This window comes from Lysobacter sp. Soil_C_15 (genome assembly GCF_057657315.1).
This window is the reverse complement of sequence record NZ_JBDGIR010000004.1, coordinates 73,447-92,363: the sequence shown is the minus strand read 5'-3', so window position 1 is coordinate 92,363 and position 18,917 is coordinate 73,447. Positions and strand designations below refer to the sequence as shown.

19 protein-coding genes are annotated in these 18,917 nt (G+C 71.6%); 8 read left to right on the top strand and 11 right to left on the bottom strand.

What is annotated here, in order from left to right; all coding sequences use genetic code 11:
* Positions 1–154 precede the first annotated feature (154 nt).
* From AC3A57_RS10790 to AC3A57_RS10760, 7 genes are all read right to left on the bottom strand, one after another.
* Complete coding sequence (locus tag AC3A57_RS10790; RefSeq protein ID WP_487578920.1) at positions 155–583, bottom strand: hypothetical protein; 429 nt, start codon at positions 581–583, stop codon at positions 155–157.
* A gap of 144 nt (positions 584–727) precedes the next feature.
* Entirely contained in the window at positions 728–1,585 is an 858-nt protein-coding gene (locus AC3A57_RS10785; protein WP_487578919.1) for a pirin family protein, read from the bottom strand.
* A 181-nt stretch (positions 1,586–1,766) separates the two neighbouring features.
* Complete coding sequence (locus tag AC3A57_RS10780; protein WP_487578918.1) at positions 1,767–2,156, bottom strand: hypothetical protein; 390 nt, start codon at positions 2,154–2,156, stop codon at positions 1,767–1,769.
* Positions 2,157–2,295: 139 nt separating this feature from the next.
* The gene (locus tag AC3A57_RS10775) at positions 2,296–2,859 is read right to left on the bottom strand and encodes a phosphoglycerate mutase family protein (RefSeq protein ID WP_487578917.1); all 564 of its coding nucleotides are present in this window, start codon (positions 2,857–2,859) and stop codon (positions 2,296–2,298) included.
* Positions 2,860–2,885: 26 nt separating this feature from the next.
* The gene (locus tag AC3A57_RS10770; RefSeq protein ID WP_487578916.1) at positions 2,886–3,377 is read right to left on the bottom strand and encodes a GlcG/HbpS family heme-binding protein; all 492 of its coding nucleotides are present in this window, start codon (positions 3,375–3,377) and stop codon (positions 2,886–2,888) included.
* Positions 3,378–3,851: 474 nt separating this feature from the next.
* Positions 3,852–7,298 (bottom strand): transcription-repair coupling factor, encoded by a 3,447-nt coding sequence (gene mfd, locus AC3A57_RS10765; protein WP_487578915.1) that lies wholly within the window; start codon positions 7,296–7,298, stop codon positions 3,852–3,854.
* Between the two features lie 183 nt (positions 7,299–7,481).
* Positions 7,482–8,108, bottom strand: a complete 627-nt coding sequence (locus AC3A57_RS10760) for an N-acetyltransferase family protein (RefSeq protein WP_487578914.1) — start codon at positions 8,106–8,108, stop codon at positions 7,482–7,484.
* A 410-nt stretch (positions 8,109–8,518) separates the two neighbouring features.
* Between AC3A57_RS10760 and AC3A57_RS10755 the strand changes: the two genes are divergently transcribed.
* From AC3A57_RS10755 to AC3A57_RS10730, 6 genes are all read left to right on the top strand, one after another.
* The gene (locus AC3A57_RS10755) at positions 8,519–8,794 is read left to right on the top strand and encodes a hypothetical protein (RefSeq protein ID WP_487578913.1); all 276 of its coding nucleotides are present in this window, start codon (positions 8,519–8,521) and stop codon (positions 8,792–8,794) included.
* Between the two features lie 21 nt (positions 8,795–8,815).
* Positions 8,816–9,400: a hypothetical protein gene (locus AC3A57_RS10750; RefSeq protein ID WP_487578912.1), complete on the top strand. Its 585-nt coding sequence runs from the start codon at positions 8,816–8,818 to the stop codon at positions 9,398–9,400.
* On the top strand, positions 9,352–9,564 hold the full coding sequence (locus AC3A57_RS10745) for a hypothetical protein (RefSeq protein ID WP_487578911.1): 213 nt from the start codon (positions 9,352–9,354) through the stop codon (positions 9,562–9,564). Before AC3A57_RS10750 ends, AC3A57_RS10745 begins: the two co-directional genes overlap by 49 nt.
* A gap of 162 nt (positions 9,565–9,726) precedes the next feature.
* A complete protein-coding gene (locus AC3A57_RS10740; RefSeq protein ID WP_487578910.1) occupies positions 9,727–10,641 on the top strand; it encodes a cation diffusion facilitator family transporter in 915 nt (304 codons plus the stop codon).
* A 102-nt stretch (positions 10,642–10,743) separates the two neighbouring features.
* Complete coding sequence (locus AC3A57_RS10735) at positions 10,744–11,778, top strand: YwqG family protein (protein ID WP_487578909.1); 1,035 nt, start codon at positions 10,744–10,746, stop codon at positions 11,776–11,778.
* Positions 11,779–11,785: 7 nt separating this feature from the next.
* A complete protein-coding gene (locus AC3A57_RS10730) occupies positions 11,786–12,274 on the top strand; it encodes a GNAT family N-acetyltransferase (protein WP_487578908.1) in 489 nt (162 codons plus the stop codon).
* A 51-nt stretch (positions 12,275–12,325) separates the two neighbouring features.
* Here AC3A57_RS10730 and AC3A57_RS10725 read toward each other — a convergent pair whose 3' ends face one another.
* Entirely contained in the window at positions 12,326–12,532 is a 207-nt protein-coding gene (locus AC3A57_RS10725; protein ID WP_064746256.1) for a hypothetical protein, read from the bottom strand.
* Between the two features lie 257 nt (positions 12,533–12,789).
* A complete protein-coding gene (locus AC3A57_RS10720; RefSeq protein WP_487578907.1) occupies positions 12,790–13,650 on the bottom strand; it encodes a 23S rRNA (adenine(2030)-N(6))-methyltransferase RlmJ in 861 nt (286 codons plus the stop codon).
* Between the two features lie 155 nt (positions 13,651–13,805).
* Between AC3A57_RS10720 and creB the strand changes: the two genes are divergently transcribed.
* Together creB and creC are read left to right on the top strand one after the other, a co-directional pair.
* Positions 13,806–14,480: a two-component system response regulator CreB gene (creB, locus tag AC3A57_RS10715; RefSeq protein WP_221671922.1), complete on the top strand. Its 675-nt coding sequence runs from the start codon at positions 13,806–13,808 to the stop codon at positions 14,478–14,480.
* Between the two features lie 13 nt (positions 14,481–14,493).
* The gene (creC, locus tag AC3A57_RS10710; RefSeq protein WP_221671923.1) at positions 14,494–15,942 is read left to right on the top strand and encodes a two-component system sensor histidine kinase CreC; all 1,449 of its coding nucleotides are present in this window, start codon (positions 14,494–14,496) and stop codon (positions 15,940–15,942) included.
* A 114-nt stretch (positions 15,943–16,056) separates the two neighbouring features.
* On the opposite strand, the gene AC3A57_RS10705 is transcribed toward creC, so the two are convergent.
* Both AC3A57_RS10705 and AC3A57_RS10700 read right to left on the bottom strand, forming a co-directional pair.
* Positions 16,057–16,851: an EAL domain-containing protein gene (locus AC3A57_RS10705; protein ID WP_487578906.1), complete on the bottom strand. Its 795-nt coding sequence runs from the start codon at positions 16,849–16,851 to the stop codon at positions 16,057–16,059.
* Positions 16,848–18,818, bottom strand: a complete 1,971-nt coding sequence (locus AC3A57_RS10700) for a hypothetical protein (protein WP_487578905.1) — start codon at positions 18,816–18,818, stop codon at positions 16,848–16,850. Before AC3A57_RS10700 ends, AC3A57_RS10705 begins: the two co-directional genes overlap by 4 nt.
* Positions 18,819–18,917: the final 99 nt, after the last annotated feature.

Below are 18,917 nucleotides of genomic sequence, written 5' to 3'. Positions count from 1 at the left end.
GGGGAACGACGCGTCGCGACCCCATTCAGCCGGGTCGATTCTCATGCTGGCGGATAACGTAAAATTGAGCAATCGGTCACAAAAATGTGCCGAGAGCGAATCCCCCCGCAAGCGCGGCGCAGAGTGCCGCGCCGCGCGTGCACAGCCGGTGAGGTCAGCGGTTGCTGCTCAGTCGGGTCGCGGAAAATCGCAGGCCCTCGGCTTGGCCGAGAACCTCCTTCAGCTGTTCCGGCGAGTTCGCCTGCAACCAGATGTGGGCGAGCTTGCCGCTGCCGACCTCGATCAGGGTTTCGCGCACCTGCACATTGGGTTTGCCGGCCAGTTCGCCGCGGTACCAGTGCATGGAATGGCCGTCGATCGAGCCGGCTTCGGCGCGGTCGCCGCGGCGCGGCGCGAACGGCGACTTGGCGGCGATGTACAGGCCGAAGGCCTCGCTGCCGTCGCTGTTGCGGATCGCCCGGCAGAAGTCCGAATCGGCACCGGCGCGGTATTCCCAACGCAGGCCGCTGCCGTCGGGCAATTGCGGGCAGGCGCCGTTGTCGCCTGCGGGCTCCTGCGCCTGGGCGCAGGCAAAAAACAGCAATACCAACCATGGCCAAGCGCGTTGGCCTTTCCCACCTGACTTCACGACACGTCCCCCTGAACCTGGAATAGGTCAAACGGTGTTGAGAGCCTTTGCAGGTTGTGACCTTAGTCCAGTTCGAACCGGTTGACAAACGTTAAAGCACTATTCAGGTAACGGAATGAACTCATGCTCTCCGGGAATAAGGCCGAAGCGGCCCTCGGCCCAGTCGAGCTTGGCCTGCTCGATCCGCTCACGCGAGGACGAGACGAAGTTCCACCACAGGTGGCGCGGGCCGTCGAGCGGTTCGCCGCCGAGCAACATCGCCTTGAGCGGGGTCTTGGCGCGCAGCCGCGGACGGCTGCCGGGCTCGAGCACGACCAGGTGTTTCTCCGGCAGATCGGCGCCGTCGAGCTGGGCCTCGCCTTCCAGCAGGTACAGCGCGCGTTCGGCATGGCTGTCCTCGATGTCGAGCTGGGCGTCGGGATCGAGGTCGATGGCGACGTAGAGGGTGTCGGCGAACACCCGCACCGGCGACTCCTCGCCGAAACCGCGGCCGGCGACGACGCGCAACCAGGCGCCGTCGCGGCGCTGCTGCGGCAGGGTCGCGGCGGGGTGGTGATGGAAGGCCGGCGCGGTTTCCTCGAACGAGCGCGGCAGCGCGACCCAGGTCTGCATGCCGTGCAGCGCGTGGCCGTCGCCGCGCGGGCCCTGCGGAGTGCGCTCGGAATGGGCGATGCCGCGGCCGGCGGTCATCCAGTTGACGTCGCCGGGCTGGATGTCCTGCACGCTGCCGAGGCTGTCGCGGTGGCCGATCGAACCGGCCCAGAGGAAGGTCACCGTGGCCAGGCCGATGTGCGGATGCGGGCGCACGTCGATGCCGCGGCCGGGTTCGAACAGCGCCGGGCCCATATGGTCGACGAACACGAACGGGCCGACCGAGCGGGCCTGGATGGACGGCACGGCGCGACGGACCTGGAAGCCGCCGAGGTCGTGGACGCGCGGGGCGATGATCTTGGTCATGGTCGCGATTCCTGCAGGACGATGCCCGCAGGGTGGCACGAGTCGGCGACGATCGCGCTACCGATGCTGCAACTGCGTGTTGCGACGGTGAGGCCGCGTCGCCGGCGGTCGCTATGCCGCGGCGCCAGTCGATGGCCGCGCCCGCGCCGCTGCCTCGGCGGGTCAGGCTGCGGCGATGCGGTCATTTCGCGTCGATCTTGAGCGTCGCGTTCGGTGGATCGGCGAAGTCCAGGCCCTGCACTTCGATCGTCCAGGCGCCGGCGCTGTGGCGCGGATCGCTGACGGTGTTGAACGACAGCGGCGTGCGCGCGCCGTCGGCGGCGGTGAATTCGAACGCCAGCACCGCATCGCCGGCCCAGACGCATTGCAGCTTCGGCGGGCAGCGCGAGTCGGCGCTGACCGCGGCGAAGCGCAGGCGCGCGCCGTCGGGCAGGGCCAGGCTGTCGCCGCGCGCCAGGGCGGTCGGCTGGCCGGGCACGGCTTGGCGCGGCGCGGCGCCGCCGGGGCCGGCATGGGCGCAAGCGGTCAGCGCGGCGGCGGCGAACGCGAGGACGGCGAATCTGGATTTCATCGGCGGCTCCGGGCGGCAGGACGGCAAGGAGTCTAGCCCTTGCCGGCGCGACGCTGCGCCGACGCCGTCACGGCGCGCGGAGTCGGTTCGCCTGCGGTTCGGTTCCGGCTCGCTGCCGGCTCCGGAGGCGACGCGCGCGTTACCGGGCGGGTGCGGATTCCGGCCCGGCATCGCGGCTTACGCGCAGTTGCGCGCGGCCTTGCGCATCCACCAACACCCACATGCGCCGGTCGTACTCGTGTTCGCTCATCGGCTCGACCGCGCAACCGCACAGGGCGGCGGCGATGCCGGGCGCGGTATTGCTGTGCGCCACCACCAGCACCGTGCCTTGCGGCCAGTCGCGGCGCAGGGCGGCGGCGAAATCGGCGGCCGGCCGCCTGGCGTCGTAGCGGGTGACCTGCAGGCCGTGCGCGGCCGCGGCCGGTGCGGCGGTGTCCTGGGTGCGGCGATAGCCGGTCGCGTACGCGGCGCGCAGCGGCGTGCGCGCGAGCGCCTCGACCAGGCGCTGCGCGCGCGCCTGGCCGGCTTCGGCCAGGCCGGGGTCGCGCGGATCGTCGTCGGCTTTCTCGGCGTGGCGCACGATCAGATAGGCGGCGCCGGCGGCGGTGTCCGCCATGGCCGGCGCGTCCGGCTTGGGCGCGGTGGCGCAAGCCGACAGCAGCGCCGCGCAGGCGGCGAACGAAAAGCGGCGCAGAACGTTCATGAGGGGCATCCCGATTCGCTGGCGGGTCATGGGCGCAACAGATCGGCGCCGGCCTGGGCGATGGCTCCGTCCTGCGCCGCCTGCGCGCCGGACACGCCGATCGCGCCGATCACCTGCTCGCCGAGCAGCAGGCGCACGCCGCCTTCGATCGGCAGCGCGTTAGGCAGGCCGAGCACCACCGCGTTGCCGCCTTCGAGCAGCTTCTGGTGGAAGACCGAGTCGCGGCGGTAGTTGGCGGCGTGCACGGCCTTGGCGATCGAGACCTCGACGCTGGAATTGGGCGTGCCGTCCATGCGCTGGAAGTGCAGCAGCCGGCCGGCTTCGTCGACGATCGCGATGGCGACGTTCAGGCCGTCGGCGCGCGCTTTGTCCTCGGCCGCCTGGGCGATGCGCTGCGCCGCGGCGAGGTTGAGCACGGTGCGCTGGCTCAGCTGCTGCTTGAGCGGCGTCGCCGCCGGACTCGGCCAGGAGGCGGAAGCGAGGGCGGCAACGAGCAATACGGACGGCAGACGCGGCATGGCGGACTCGGACCGGGAGATGGCGCGAGAGTAGCGGCGTTGCGGGCGCGAGGGCAGTGCTGTTGGTCTTGCGGGGCAGAGCAAAGAGGGCGGCGGCAAAGGCAAGGGCAAATCCTTCCCTGGCCCCCTTTTCAAAGGGGGATCGATAGGTGGGGTCGCAAGAGGGGGGGGCGATAGGTGGAGCGGCAAGGGGGGATCGCTAGGTGCGAGCGTCAAGGGGCGATAGGTGGCGCGGCGTTGCATGCGCGCTTTTGCCGTTGCCCCCTTTGACAAAGGGGGCGAGCGACCGCGTAGCGGGCGCGGGGGATTTGCTGTTGCTGTTGTTTCCGAGCGGAGCCGAAGCCAAAGCAAATCCTCAATGGCCCCCCTTTCCGAAGGGGGGACGGCACGCGGGGCGTTGCTGCGCGCGCCCTTTTGCCGTTGCTCCCTGGCAAAGGGGGCGAGCGGCCGCATGGCGGGCGCGGCGGATTTGCTTCAGTGCTTGGTGTCGAGCAAGGTCAGCAGGCCCTTGGCGGCGGCCAGGCGCGCCGGCGGGTCGGGCAGGTCGAGCTTGATCCTGAGCTTGTCCGGGCCGTCCATCTGGTAGAGCTTGGGTTGGCCCTGGATCATCTTGATGATCGACATCGGGTCGACGTTGGGACGTTCGACGAATTGCAGGCGGCCGCCCTTGTCGCCGAGGTCGAGCTTGCGGATGCCCAGCGCGGTCGCGCCGAGCTTGAGTTCGGCCACCGCGAACAGATGCTTGGCCGCGTCCGGCAGCAGGCCGAAACGGTCGATCATCTCGACCTGCAGCTCGCGCAGTTCTTCGCCGTTGCGCGCGCCGCTGATGCGCTTGTACAGGGTCAGGCGGGTATGCACGTCGGGCAGGTAGTCTTCCGGGATCAGCGCCGGAATATGCAGTTCGACCTCGGCGCCGCGCGCCTCGGCCGAGTCCACGTCGGGCAGCTTGCCCTGGCGGATCGAGCGCACCGCGCGCTCCAGCAGTTCGGTGTACAGGCTGAAGCCGACCTCGGCCATCTGCCCGCTCTGGTCCTCGCCGAGCAGTTCGCCGGCGCCGCGGATCTCCAGGTCGTGGGTGGCCAGAGTGAAGCCGGCGCCGAGTTCGTCCATCGAGGCGATCGCTTCCAGGCGTTTCTGTGCGTCGGCGGTGATCGAGCGCTGGTCCGGGATCACCAGGTAGGCGTAGGCGCGGTGGTGCGAACGGCCGACCCGGCCGCGCAGCTGGTGCAACTGGGCCAGGCCGAACTTGTCGGCGCGGTTCATGATGATGGTGTTGGCGTTCGGGATGTCGATGCCCGACTCGATGATGGTCGTGCACAGCAGCACGTTGAAGCGCTGCTTGTGGAAATCGAGCATGACGCTTTCCAGCTCGCGCTCGGCCATCTGGCCGTGGGCGATGCCGATCCGCGCTTCCGGCACCAGCTCTTCCAGCTGGCGCTTCATCCGGCCGATGCTTTCGACGTCGTTGTGCAGGAAATACACCTGGCCGCCGCGCGAGAGTTCGCGCTGGAAGGCCTCGCGCAGCTGCATGTCGTCCCAGGGCACGACGAAGGTCTGCACCGCCAGGCGATGCGCCGGCGGGGTGGCGATGATGCTGAGGTCGCGCAGCCCGGCCATGGCCATGTTGAGCGTGCGCGGGATCGGCGTGGCGGTCAGGGTCAGCAGGTGGACGTTGGCGCGCAGCGCTTTCAGCGCTTCCTTCTGGCGCACGCCGAAGCGCTGTTCCTCGTCGACGATGACCAGGCCCAGGTCCTTGAAGCGCACGTCGCTCTGCAGCAGGCGGTGGGTGCCGACCACGACGTCGATCTTGCCCTCGGTCAGCTTCTCCAGTTCGGCCTTGATCTCCTTGCCGGTCTTGAAGCGCGACAGCACTTCGACCTTGAGCGGCCAGTCGGCGAAGCGGTCGCGGAAATTGCGGTAGTGCTGCTCGGCCAGCAGGGTGGTCGGCACCAGCACCGCGACCTGCTTGCCGGCGGCGGCGGCGACGAAGGCCGCGCGCACCGCTACTTCGGTCTTGCCGAAGCCGACGTCGCCGCAAACCACCCGGTCCATCGGCTGGCTGCTGGACAGGTCGCGGATCACCGCCTCGATCGAGGCGTGCTGGTCGGGGGTTTCCTCGAACGGGAACGCGGCCGCGAACGGCTCGTACATGGCCCGGTCGACGTCCAGCGCCAGGCCGGCGCGGGCCTGGCGCTTGGCCTGGATCTCGAGCAGCTCGGCGGCGACGTCGCGGACCTTCTCGGCGGCCTTGCGCTTGGCGCGGGTCCACTGCTCGCCGCCCAGCGAATGCAGCGGCGCGGTTTCGACCGAGGCGCCGGAATAGCGGCTGATCAGGTGCAACTGCGCGACCGGCACGTACAGGCGGTCGCCCTTGGCGTATTCGATTTCCAGGTACTCGCCGGGCTGGCCGCCGGCCTCGAGCACGATCAGGCCGCGGTAGCGGCCGACGCCGTGGTCCTCGTGCACGATCGGCGCGCCTTCGGACAATTCGCCCAGGTCGCGGATGATCGCTTCGGGCTCGCGGCCGGCGCGCTTGCGCCGGCGCGGTTGCGAAGCCCGTTCGGGGAACAGCTGGCGTTCGGTCAACACCGCCAACGGCGGATCGTCGAGGGCGAAGCCGTCCTCCAGCGGCGCCACCGCGATCGCGAAGCGATCGGCGCCGTCGCGGAACGCGCGCCAGTCGGCGACCACCTGCGGGCGCAGCTGCGCGGCCTGCAGCACTTCCAGCAAGGCCTCGCGGCGGCCGGCGCTGTCGGCGGCGATCAGCACCCGTCCGGGGTAATGGCCGAGGAAGGACTTCAGCGCTTCGGCCGGCGCGGCGTCGCGCGCGGCGACCGGCAGCGCCGGCGCCGGTTGGTCGCCGAGAGCGAGGGCGCGCTCGCGCTGCGCATGGCCTTCGCCGCAAAGCTCGATGCGCCGGCCCTGGTTGAGCCGTTCGCGCAGGCCGACCGGGGTCAGGTAAAGCTGGTCCGGCGGCAGCAGCGGCCGCTCGATGTCGTGGCGGCGCTGTTCGTAGCGCTCGCCGGTGTGGCTCCAGAACTGGTCCGCGGCTTCCAGCGCGCCGTCGGCGAGCACCGGCAGGGCGGCTTCGTCGAGATAGTCGAACAGGGTCGCGGTCTGTTCGAAGAACAGCGGCAGGTAGTACTCGATGCCGGACGGCGCCAGCCCGGCCTTGAGGTCCTGGTACAGCGCGCTGCGCCGGGTGTCGAGGTCGAAGCGCTCGCGCAGCGCGTCGAGCGCGCGCTTGAGCGAGGCCTCGTCCAGCGGCACTTCGCGTCCGGGCAGCATGCGCACCGCCTCGATCTTGTCGAGCGAGCGCTGCGACTCGGGATCGAAGGCGCGGATGGTTTCGATTTCGTCGTCGAGCAGTTCGACCCGGAACGGCGATTGCGCGCCCATCGGATAGACGTCGAGCAGGCCGCCGCGCACGGCGAAGTCGCCCGGGTCCAGCACCTGCGGCACGTGCCGGTAGCCGGCCGATTCGAGCCGGCGCTTTTCCGCCTCCAGGTCCAGGCGCTGGCCGACGGCCAGGTCGAAGCTGCCGCCGACCACGTGGCGGCGCGGCGCCAGCCGTTGCAGCAGGGTCTGCACCGGCACCACGACGATGCCGCGCTTGAGGCCGGGCAGGCGGTGCAGCGCCGCCAGACGCTGCGAGACGATGTCCGGGTGCGGGCTGAAGACGTCGTAGGGCAGGGTTTCCCAGTCCGGAAACGCCAACACCGGCAAAGCCGGGTCGGCGCCGAGCAGGGTGCGCAGGTCGGATTCGAGCTGGTGCGCGCCGTGGTTGTCGCGGGCGATCGCCAGCAGCGGCGCGTCGTGTTCGGCGGCGGCGCGGGCGAGCGCCCAGGCCAGGGCGGACGGCGAGGCCGGCGCGCGCCACCAGGCGCGCTGCTGGCCGGTCTTGGGCAGAAGAGAGGGCACAGGGCAGCGTTTTTCGCGGGGGGCGCTAGGTTAGCTTTCCCCCGGGACCGCGTCACGCCGCGCGGCGCCGGCGGTCATCGCCGCCTCAGCCGCTGCGCGCTGACCCGCGCGCGACGACGAACGCCGCGCCGCCGCGGCGTTCGATGCAGCGCTCGATCGCGCATCCGCAGCGGAGCGATCCGCTCAGCCGGACGACGGTTCGTCCCGATCGGGCTCGGCCGCGTCGCCCAGCTCCGCATCGCCGAGGCCTTCGGCCTGCGACGGCGGCTTGGCGCGCAGGTCCAGCACCACCCGGATCAATCCCGGCGAGTCCTGCTGGAATTCGCGTTCGAAGCCCAGCGACTGCGCCAGCGACAGCATCGGCGCGTTGTGCTCGAACACGTCGCCGTACAGCCGATGCACCTTCTTGCCGCGCGCCCACTTCACCAGCCGGGTCATCAGGTAGCGGCCCAGGCCCATGTTGGCGATGTAGCGGCTGACCAGGATCGCGAACTCGGCGTCGCGGGTGCGCTCGTCGATGGCGATCCGCGCGACCGCGCCGACCAGGGCTTCGCCGGGCGGGAAGGGTTCGGCGGCGACCAGGGCGAACTCGGTGCGCGGATCGATGCGGGTGAAGCGCTCGGCCATTTCCGGCGTGAGCTCCTTCAGCGCATACAAGAAGCGCTGACGCACTTCGTCGGGCTGCAACAGGGCGAAGCCGGCCCGCAAGGGCTCGGCATCTTCGGGCCGGACCGGGCGTATCAACACCTCGCGTCCGTTGGGGAGACGCTGGCGTTCGTGCCAGGGCGGCAATCGTTCACGCGTGGCCATGGGTTCGATAGTGGCACATTGTGACGGATTTAGCCCTTCCTCTTTGCGATGCCGGTCGGAGCTTCCCGACCGGCGGGCTGCGGCGTGCCGGCGAGGCGGCTGCGGGACGAAGGGCATGGTCCCGTGCGGGGCTTCGGCGGCCTGGGTTTCTTGACGCAGTCCATGCCTGAAATGAGAATTGGTTTCATCATGGCCGGCTAAGCGCGGCCTGACAACTGCCGTTCGCCAGCCAGGCCCGCGCCTAATGTGCGTAGGTCGAGCCAGCCTCGCCCTCATCTCCCCGCCCGGATATCGCGCCGGCGGCCCGTTCGCACGCTCCGTCCGTCGGCCCGCGCGCCCGTCGCGCGGGGTGGGCGCGCGCCTGCGCGGCGGCCGCGGCGCGGGCGACGGGCCGTCCGCGGAACCCGTCCATGCCTGCAAAAATGTGCTTTTCCCCGCTCGCCCTCGGTCTCGCCGCCGTCGCGCTCGCCGTATCCGCGCCGGCGCGCGCCGACGACGAGGCCACCGGCCTGGATGCGGTGGTGGTGGTCGCCGACCGCGCCAGCACCGCGACCAAGACCGACACGCGCCTGATCGAGACGCCGCAGTCGATCAGCGTGATCGGCATGGAGCAGGCCGCCGACCGCGGCGCGCAGAACCTGCAGGAAGTCCTGCGCTGCTCGGCCGGCGCGGTGGCGGAGGCCTAAGGCCTGGACACCCGCAGCGACGTGGCGCTGGTGCGCGGTTTTTCGCCGGTATCGTTCCTCGACGGCATGGCCCGCCAGATCGGCTCCAGCCTGGTGCCGCGGCCCGAGCCGTACACCCTGGAGCGGCTGCGCGGCCCCTCGTCGATGCTGTACGGCGCCGGCGGCTCCGGCGGCGTGCTCAACCAGGTCAGCAAGCGCCCGCAGTTCCAGCGCGCCGGCGAAATCGGCCTGGGCCTGGGCAGCCGCCAGCGCCGCCAGTTGCAGTTCGGCCTCACCGGTCCGCTCGACGCCGCCGGCACCCTGGCCAGGCGCATCGTCGGGGTGGCCCGCGATGCGCAGCTGCAGACCGATCGCCTGCCCGACGATCGCCGGTCGCTGGCGCCCTCGCTCTCGACAGCCGCCAGTCCAGCGCCGCGCTGCTGTTCGAACACGGCTTCTCCGACGCGCTGCGGCTCAACAGCGCGCTGCGGCACGCCCGTTCGCGCACGCGCTTCACCGAGATCTATCCGGACGAGTACTCCAATCCGGCCGATCCTTTCATCGACCCGGCCAAGAGGGTGCTGGCGCGTTCGGCGTACATCGGCAATCCCGACATCGCCACCCTGACCAGCGATCACCACCTGCAGGCCGGGTTCGCCACCGGCGCGCTGCGCCACACCGTGCTAGCCGGCATCGACTGCCTGCGCTTCCGCCAGACCGCCACCACCGGTTTCGGCGCGACCACGCCGATCGACGCCTACGCGCCGGCCGCAGCGTCGCCGGGACGGTGACCTACCGGTTCTGAAGCCGGCGTGCGCGGCGGCCGGGCCATGCCGGCCGCCGCGGGGCGTCCCGCCGCGGCCGATGCCCGAGAGCCCCGGCTTTCGGCCTTAAACCGCCAGCATCGGCAATGCTAGACTCCGCCGCTTGAAACCCGAAGGAGCAGTTCAGTCATGGCAGGTGGTGGTGATTCGACCCGCGCGATTCTGTTCGCGCTAGGCGCCAATTTCGCGATCGCGGTGTCCAAGGGCGTGGCGGCGTTCTTCACCGGCTCCAGTGCGATGCTGGCCGAGACCGTCCACTCGCTGGCCGACTGCGGCAACCAGGGCCTGCTGATCCTGGGCCTGAAGCAGTCCAAGCGCCCGCCGTCGCCGGACTATCCGCTGGGCTACGGCAAGGCGATCTACTTCTGGTCGTTCCTGGTCGCGGTGATGCTGTTCACCGTCGGCGGCATGTTCTCGCTGTACGAGGGCATCCACAAACTGCAGCACCCCGAACCGCTGAAGCAGTGGTGGTGGGCGGCCGGCGTGCTGACCTTCGGCATCGTCGCCGAGGCGATCTCGATGCGCGCCTGCCTGCAGGAAGTGGCCAAGGCCCGCGGCCAGCGCAGCTTGTGGCAATGGTTCCGCGAAAGCCGCCAGGCCGAACTGGTGGTGATCTTCGGCGAAGACCTGGCCGCGCTGCTGGGCCTGGTGCTGGCGCTGGCCGCGGTGATCATGACCGTGCTCACCGGCAACCCGATCTGGGACGCCATCGGCACCGTCAGCATCGGCGCGCTGCTGATCATCGTCGCGGTGTTCGTCGCGATCGAGGTCAAGGCGATGCTGATCGGCCAGAGCGTGGACCCGCTGCGCCAGCAGCAGATCCGCGAGTTCCTCGACGCGCGCCCGGAGGTGGCGCGGGTGATCAGCGTGATCACCCTGCAGCTGGGCAACGAGGTGATGGTCTCGGTGCAGGCGCAGATGCGCGAAGAGCACAGCGTGGCCGGGCTGACCGAGCAGATCAACGCGGTCGAGCGGGCGATGAAGCAGGCCTTCCCGGAAGTGCGCTGGAGCTTCTTCGAGCCGGACGTCGCGCGCGGCGACTGAGGCCGCCTTTCGCGGGCGGGCCGAACGGGCCGGAAGCGCACTGCGCTTCCGGCCTTTTTGTTGGCGATAATCGTCCCGACGACGACGGATGGACCCCGAACGATGAAGACCGGCCAAGCGGTATTGCTGTCGATGGCGATCGTGGCGGCCGCTGCGGCGGCCCTGGGCGGTGTCGGCTACCTGGCCTATCGGCAACTCGACGACAACGTGGCGCAACGCAGCCGGGCGGGGCTGGAACAGGCCGCCGGCGAGGCGCGCAGCGCCGCCGGGCCGTCGGCAGGGGACAGCGGCAAGGGCGGCGGCTGCGCGATCCAGGACCCGGACGCGAGCGCCCGCGCGGTGCTGGCGCCGGTGGCCGCCGCGGTCCAGGCCAGCCAGCGGCCGGTGGCGCGGATCGAGCTGAGCGAACTGAAAGCCGATGCGCCGCGGCTGAGCAAGGTCGGCGGCCGCGCCTACTGGGCGGCGGGGCGCGACTATCCGCGCGATCCGCAGGGCCGGCCGCTGTTCCTGCTGGCGCAGATCGATTTCGCCGAACTGCCGGCGATGCCGGGCTACCCGCGCCAGGGGCTGTTGCAGTTCTTCGTCGCCGCCGACGATTACTACGGCGCCGGCCTGGACCGCGCCCACGGCGAGGACCGCATGCAGGCGCTGACCGAGCCGCGCGGTTTCCGCGTCGTGTACTGGCCGCGCACCGACGCCGCCGCGGTCGCGCCGCCGGCCGAGGCGCTGCACGGCGAGGGCCTGCCGTTCGATCCGGCCCGGCCGCGGCGGATCCGTTTCGTCGCCGACCACGAGACCATCGGCGGCAACGACGCCGGTTTCCAGCGCGTGCTGGGGCGCGAGGTCGACGGCCTGATCGCCGACTACCGCAAGCTCCATCCGGACGCCGACGCCGAGGAGCTCGGCGACGACGTCGCCGCCTACCTGGAGCGCGCCGGGCACAAGCTCGGCGGCTACCCGGATTTCACCCAGTCCGACCCGCGCGCCGCCGGCGACCGGCGCGTGCTGCTGTTGCAACTCGACAGCGACGAGGCGTTGATGTGGGGCGATTCGGGCATCGCCAATTTCTTCATCGACCCCGACGACCTGGCCCGCGCCGACTTCAGCCGCGTCGCCTACCACTGGGACTGCTACTGAGGCCGCGATGAGGCAAGACGCACCCGAGCCAGCGCGTCTGCGCCGTTACCGCGCCAGCGACCGCGCGGCCTGCCTGGCGCTGTTTGCCGGCAACGTGCCCGATTACTTCGCCGAGCTCGAACGCGCCGACTTCCTGGCCACCCTCGACGGCATCGCCGACTACTGGGTGCTGGAGGCGCCCGGCGAGGGCGTGGTCGCCTGCGGCGGCTATGCGCCGGTCGAGCAGGCGCCGCGCACGGCGGCGTTGTGCTGGGGCATGGTGCGGCGCGACCTGCACCGGCGCGGGCTGGGCGCGCGCCTGCTGCGCGAGCGCCTGCGACGCCTGGACCGCGATCCGGCCTATGCCCAGGTGTTGCTGGAAACCACCCAGCACAGCCGCGGCTTCTACGCCCGCTACGGTTTCGTCGCAGTGCGCGAAGTGCGCGACGGTTTCGCCCCGGGATTCGATCTGGTCGAGATGCGCCGCGCCACGCCGCACGCCGAGCCGGAGCGGTAACGGCCGGAGGCGCGCCTCCGGCCGTCGATCCGGGCGCAGCTTCCGCTCAGATCAGGGCAGCACGCAGCCGCAGCGGCGATAGCAGTTGGAGTACTCGATCCAGCAGCGGCTGCCGCCGCTGTTCTCGCAGTTGGTCAGCGCGGTTTCGCAGCCCAGGCGGCAGGTGTTGTTGCAGGCGAAAGCGCCGGCGCTGCTGGCGATGGTCATGCCGAAGGCGAAGGCGCATACGGCGAGAAACCCGATCTTCTTCCTGATCATTCGAATTCCCTCTCTTCAGCCCGTCATTGGGCGGCGCCGTGATACGACGCCGGCCGCGCTCGCGCAAGCCGCCGCCGTGCGGCGCTGGCGCGCAGCGGCATCGCCGCGGGCATGCGGGTGCGGCGCAAGCCAGCCAGGCCAAGCCCGCGTGGCTCCCGCGCAGCGATGCGGATGTGTCCGGCCGGACGGCACGCACGGCGGCGCAAGCGTGCGCTGGAACGCGATTTCCGCTGCGTTGCAGCGTACCGCTGCGCGGCTCAGTCGGGCCGTTTGAGCCAGTTCAAGCCGCCTTCGGCGGCCGCGGTTTCGCCGAGCGTGCGCGCCAATACCGGCAGCGCCGCGGCCAGGGTCGCGTCCAGCTGCCAGGGCGCGTTGAGCAGCAGCAGGCCGCTGCCGTTCATGCGCAGCGGCGAATCGTCGGCGCGTACCAGCAGTTCGGCGGTCAGGATCGACTTGGCCGGCAACGCGGCGGCGCGGCGGTAGAAGGGCTGCAACGCGCGCCGGCGCTTGATCGGGTACCACAGCGCGTAGCAGCCCTGCGGCCAGCGGGCCAGGCCCTCGCGCAGCGCCGCCAGGGCGGTGTCGAATTCGTCGAGCTGGGCTTCGTAGGGCGGGTCGATCAGGACCAGGCCGCGGTTGTAGCGGGTGGCGCCGATCTTCGGCGGCAGCAAGGCCTTCATCGCCGCATAGCCGTCGCGGGCGTGCACGGCCATGCGCGGGTCGGCGTGGAAATGCTGTTTGAGCTGGCCGGCTTCCTCCGGCTGCAGCTCGCAGGCGGCGATGCGGTCGTCTTCGCGCAGGGCGTGGGCCAGCAGCCAGGGCGACCCCGGATAGGCGGCCGGGCCGTGCACGCTGCGGCAGGCCCGCACCGCGGCCAGGTACCGCGCGATCGCCGGCTGCTTCGGCGCCTCGGCGATCAGCCGGCCGATCCCGCCCTCGGCCTCGCCGGTGCGCTGGGCCGAATTGCCGTCCAGCGGATACAGCCCGCGCCCGGCGTGGGTGTCCAGCGCGAACACCGGCGCCGGCTTGGCGGTCAGCGCGTCGCACAGGGCCAGCAGGGCGACGTGTTTGAGCACATCGGCGTGGTTGCCGGCGTGGAAGGCGTGGCGGTAGTTCATTGGGCGGGCTCTGGGGACTCGGGAATCGGGAATCGGGACTCGCAGAGCGGGAACCGTGCGTCGATGCGGCATCATTATGCGGCCGGTAAGCTGTTTCCGAGTCCCGAGTCCCGAGTCCCGAGTCCCGAGTCCTGAGTCCTGAGTCCCCGCCCAAGATGCGCATCCTCCTGGTAGAAGACGAATCCGCCATCGCCGACACCGTGCTGTACGCCCTGCGTGCGGAAGGCTATGAGGCGGTGCATTGCCTGACCGGGGGCGAGGCGCTGCGCGAGGCGGCGCGGGTGGCGTTCGACCTGGCGGTGCTGGACGTCGGCTTGCCCGACATCGGCGGCTTCGCCTTGTGCCGCGAGTTGCGCCGCGAGCGGGATCTGCCGGTGATCTTCCTGACCGCGCAGAACGCCGAGGCCGACCGCATCCTCGGCCTGGAGATCGGCGCCGACGACTATGTGACCAAGCCGTTCTCGCCGCGCGAGCTGGCGACCCGGGTGCGGGTGGTGCTGCGCCGGGTGCGGCCCGGCGGCGGCGAGGCGGCGCCGGCCGAGGACGGCTTCGTCCACGATCCCGAAGGCAAGCGGATCCGCTACCGCGGCCAGGCGCTGGACCTGACCCGCTACGAATACGGCCTGCTGGCGGCGTTGTTGCAGCGGCCGGGCGCGGTGCTGTCGCGCGCGCAGCTGATGGACCGGGTCTGGGGCGACGCGCTGGACAGCGGCGACCGCACCGTCGACACCCATATCAAGACCCTGCGCGCCAAGCTGCGCGAGGTCGCCGCCGACGCCGACCCGATCCGCACCCATCGCGGCCTGGGTTACTCGCTCGACAACGGTTGAGCCGGAGCCGGCGATGCGCATCGGCCTGCGGATCTTCCTCGGCTACTTCCTGATCGTTGCGGTCGCGGCCTTCCTGCTGGCGCGGGTGTTCGTGGCCGAGGTCAAGCCCGGCGTGCGCCAGGCGATGGAAGACACCCTGGTCGACACCGCCAACGTGCTGGCCGAGCTGGCCACCGACGATTTCCTCGCCGGCCGCATCGACCGCGGCGATTTCGCCAAGCGGGTGCGCTCGCTCGACGGCCGCGATGTCGGCGCGGCGATCTGGGGCTTCCGCAAGCCGGAAACCAGCTACCGCGTGTACGTGACCGATGCGCGCGGCATCGTCGTGTTCGACAGCAGCGGCGCCGCGGTCGGCCAGGACTATTCGCGCTGGAACGACGTCTACCTGACATTGCGCGGGCGCTACGGCGCGCGTTCCAGCGCGGTCGATCCGGCGCGTCCGGACGACACCGTGATGCACGTGGCCGCGCCGATCCGCGACGAGCGCGGGCGGGTGATCGGTTCGCTGACCGTGGCCAAGCCGAACGCCGCGATCGCGCCGTTCATCGCCCGCAGCCAGGCGGTGGTGACGCGCTGGGGTTTCGTGCTGATGGGCGCGGCCCTGGCGGTCGGGGTGATCGTGTCGTGGTGGCTGTCGCGCCAGATCGGCCTGCTGCGGCGTTACGCGCAGGCGGTCACCGCCGGCAAGCGCGCCGATCCGCCGCACGCCGCCGGCGAGTTCGGCGAACTCGGCCAGGCCCTGGAGACCATGCGCGCGCGCCTGGAGGGCAAGCAGTACGTCGAACAGTACGTGCACACCCTGACCCACGAAATGAAAAGCCCGCTGGCGGCGATCCGCGGCAGCGCCGAACTGCTGGAATCGCCGCCCGGCGATGCGCCGATGCCCGACGCCGACCGCGCCCGCTTCGCCGGCAGCATCCGCCGCCAGGCCGAGCGTCTGGCGCAGATGATCGACAAGCTGTTGGCGCTGGCCGCGGTCGAGCATCGCCAGCGCCTGGAGCGGCCGGAGCCGGTGGCGCTGGCGGCGATCGCGCGCGAGGCCGCCGAGCAATGCGCGCAGCGGATCGAAAGCGCCGGCGCGCGCTTGTTGCTGGACCTGGATCCGAGCCTGCCGCCGGTGCGCGGCGACGCCTTCCTGTTGCGCCAGGCGCTGATCAACCTGCTCGACAACGCCGCCGATTTCTCGCCGCCGGGCGGGGAGATCGCGTTGCGCCTGCAGGCGGTCGGCGAGGCGCAGCGGATCGAAGTCGGCGATCGCGGACCGGGCGTGCCGGACTACGCCTTGGGGCGGGTGTTCGAGCGTTTCTATTCGCTGCCGCGGCCGGCCGGCGGCAGCCGCAGCAGCGGCCTGGGCCTGTGCTTCGTCGCCGAGGTGGCCTCGCTGCACGGCGGCGTGGCGGAGCTGCGCAACCGCGGCGACGGCGAGAGCGGGGCGATCGCCGGGATGTCGATCCCGGGGTAGCCGCGGCGCGGGCCGTGCGCGTGCATCCGGAACGCAGCGTGGTACTCGCGGCTTCGGCGGTCGCGGCTTGCGCCGTTCCTACAGAGGCGGTTACGCCGCTTCGGGGATGCCCGATCACCGGGCGCGGCGATCGATCGCGCGTCCGCCGACGGCGGCCCATACTTCGGGCGCGGGCTGCGGCCAGCGGCCGACCTGGGCGCGGGCGTACAGATAGCCTTGCTGCAGCACGATCCCCATCGCTTTGAGCTGGGCCGCGTCGGCCTGGGTTTCCACGCCCTCGGCGATCAGGGCGATGCCCAATTGCGCGGCGATCGAGACCAGGCCGGCGACGATCACCTGGCGGGGGCGGTCGGCGGCGATGCCGCGGACCAGGCCGATGTCGATCTTGAGCAGGTCCGGCGGGCAATCGGCGAGCAGCGCCAGGCCGGCATAGCCGGCGCCGAAGTCGTCGATCGCGGTGGCGTAGCCCCAATCGCGCAGCGATCGTTGCGCCCGGCTCCAGGCGTTGCGCGCGATCGGACAGGACTCGGGGAGCTCGAACACGATGCGCTGGCCGTCCAGGCCCAGCGACTGCGCCTGGCGGTGCAGTTCGTGCAAGGCGATCGGGTCGCCGAGCATCGACGAGCCGAGGTTGATCGACAGCCGCTGCCCGCCGGGCATGTGCGCGGCGGCGCGCAGGGCCGCGCGCGCCAGGCGCCGTTCCAGGTCGGCGCGCGCCGGCGCTTCCAGGCCGGCGAACAAGGCCGCGGCGCCGTCGCTGCCGGCCCGCCGACCCAGCGCTTCGTAGGCGAACACCTCGCGCCGGGCGAGATCGACGATGGGCTGGAAGGCGATCGCGAACGCGCCGGAAACGGCGCAGCGCCGGCTCGCGGACTGGGCCGGACGCGGCGGCAGGGGTACGGCGCTCATCGCGGCCGCACCGCCGGAATGTCGACCCGCGCGTTGCGCCGCACCGTCACCTCGATGCTGCGGCGGGCGAACTGTTCGCGCACCGACCACGGCAACGGCAGGTTGTCGGCGATCACCTCCAGGGTGTGTTCGCCGACCGAGACGCGCGGAAAGGAAAATTCGCCGTTGCTGTCGGTGCGCACCGCGTAGCGGCCGTCCAGGACCACGGTGACGGCGGCGGCGGCCTGTTCGGAGGCGGCGCGCACGCCGTCGTCGTTGTCGTCCAGGAACAGCGAGCCGGCGATGCCGCCGGTGGCCGCGCCCGGCGCGCCGCCGAGCACCGCCTGGCTGCGGCCGCGCTGGCGGTCGTAGCGCAGGCTGAGCAGCGCCGAGCGTTCGCGCGGCAAGGCCAGGAACGGCGACTCGATCGCCAGCGGATCCAGCGCGAACGGCGAGCGCTGGCGGCCGCGGCTCTGATACACGGCCAGGTTGAGCGACCAGCGCGGCGCGATGCGCCAGTCCAGGCCGAGGTTGAGGTCGGTGCCGCGCAGCGCGCTGGCGCCGTCGCCGTAGGTCCAGCGCGCGTTACCGTCCAGGCTGACCCGCGAACCCAGGGCCAGGCCGCCGTAGAAGGCCAGGGTGGCGGTGCGGGTCGAACCGAGTTCGGCGTCGGCGATCTCGCCGTAGCCCAGCGACACCGACAGGCGCCGGCCGGCGCGCAAGGGCAGCGCCTGGTCGAGGCTGGCCTGCCAACTGCGGCCGAAGCCGGCGCCGTCGGCGTGGTCGAACTGCAGCCGGGTCTGGCCCCAGTCGCCGGCGCGGTCGGCGAACAACTGCACCGCATGCGCGTTGCCGTCGGCGTGGCGCAGGCTGAGGCTGGCGCCGTAGCCGATGCGGCTGCTGGCCTGGTAACGCGCGTAGGCGGTGGCGTACTGGCCGTCGAAGCCGTCGTCGCCGATCGAGCGGATGTCGTCGATGCCGGCGTTCCACTGCCAGCGTCCGTACTGGTAGCCGATGCGGTAGTAGCCGCCGCGCACGTCCTGATTGATCGGCAGCGCGCCCCAGGCCAGTCCCGGGTCGAGCGAGAACACGCCGTAGTTGTGGCGGTAGCGGCCGCGCCTGGCGCTGGCGTCGATCCAGGCGCCGGCGGCGTCGCGGCCGGCGCTGCGGCTGCCGAGCAGGTTGAACTGGACGCTGTCGTTGGCCGAGTGCCAGGCGCCGGCCCAGTGCGCGGCCTGGCTGTCGCCGGAAGCGAAGCCGATGTCGCCGCGGCCGTCGGCGACGATCCGGCCGCCGCTGCCGAGCAGCGCCAGCGACTGGCTCCAGGACGCACCGTTGCGCCACTGCACGCCGGCCGCGGCGACCCGGCCGTCGCCGGGGGCGAAGCCGATCATGCGCCGGCCGTCGTAGACGCCGGCGCGGCCGAACGCGGCGTAGGCGGTGGTGCCGCTGGCGTCCTGCCGCCACTGGGTGCTGGCGCCGGCCAGCGGCGCGGTCGGCAGGAAGAACCGGTACTGGCTGCGCTGCAGCTCCGGCGCGGGGGTGTTGAGCACGCCCAGGCCGTTGTCCAGGCGCCAGCCGCCGTCGAGATAGAGATTGCGCTGCCACAGCGTGGCCAGCCCGCCCCAGTCGCGGCCGTCGCCGTCTTCGCCGTGCAGGCCATCGCTGCGGAACAGGTTCGCGTCCAGCGACAGGCTGCCGTGGTCGGCGGTTTCCCAGAAGCCGCCGGCCGAGAGGCCGTGTTCGTCGTAGTTGCGCTCGCCGCGTTCGCTGCGCGCCAGATGCAGCTCGACCCGCAGCGCGCGCGGCGGGCCGTCGTCGGCGGGCGCTTCGTCCTCGTCCGGCGGCAACGGCGCCAGCGCCTGCGGCGCGATGATGCGGTCGCGGTACGCGCCCGGTTCGGGCGCGGTCTGCGCCATCGCGGCCGGCGCGACGAGCAGGGCGCCGGCGATGGACCGGGCCAGCCGGCGCAGCGCCGGGCGGCCCATGCCCAGCCGGCTTAAGCGAAGCCGGCTTATGCCAAGCCGGCTTATGCCAAGCCGGCTTATGCCAAGCAAGTCCACGCCAGGCCAATCCACGACGGTTGG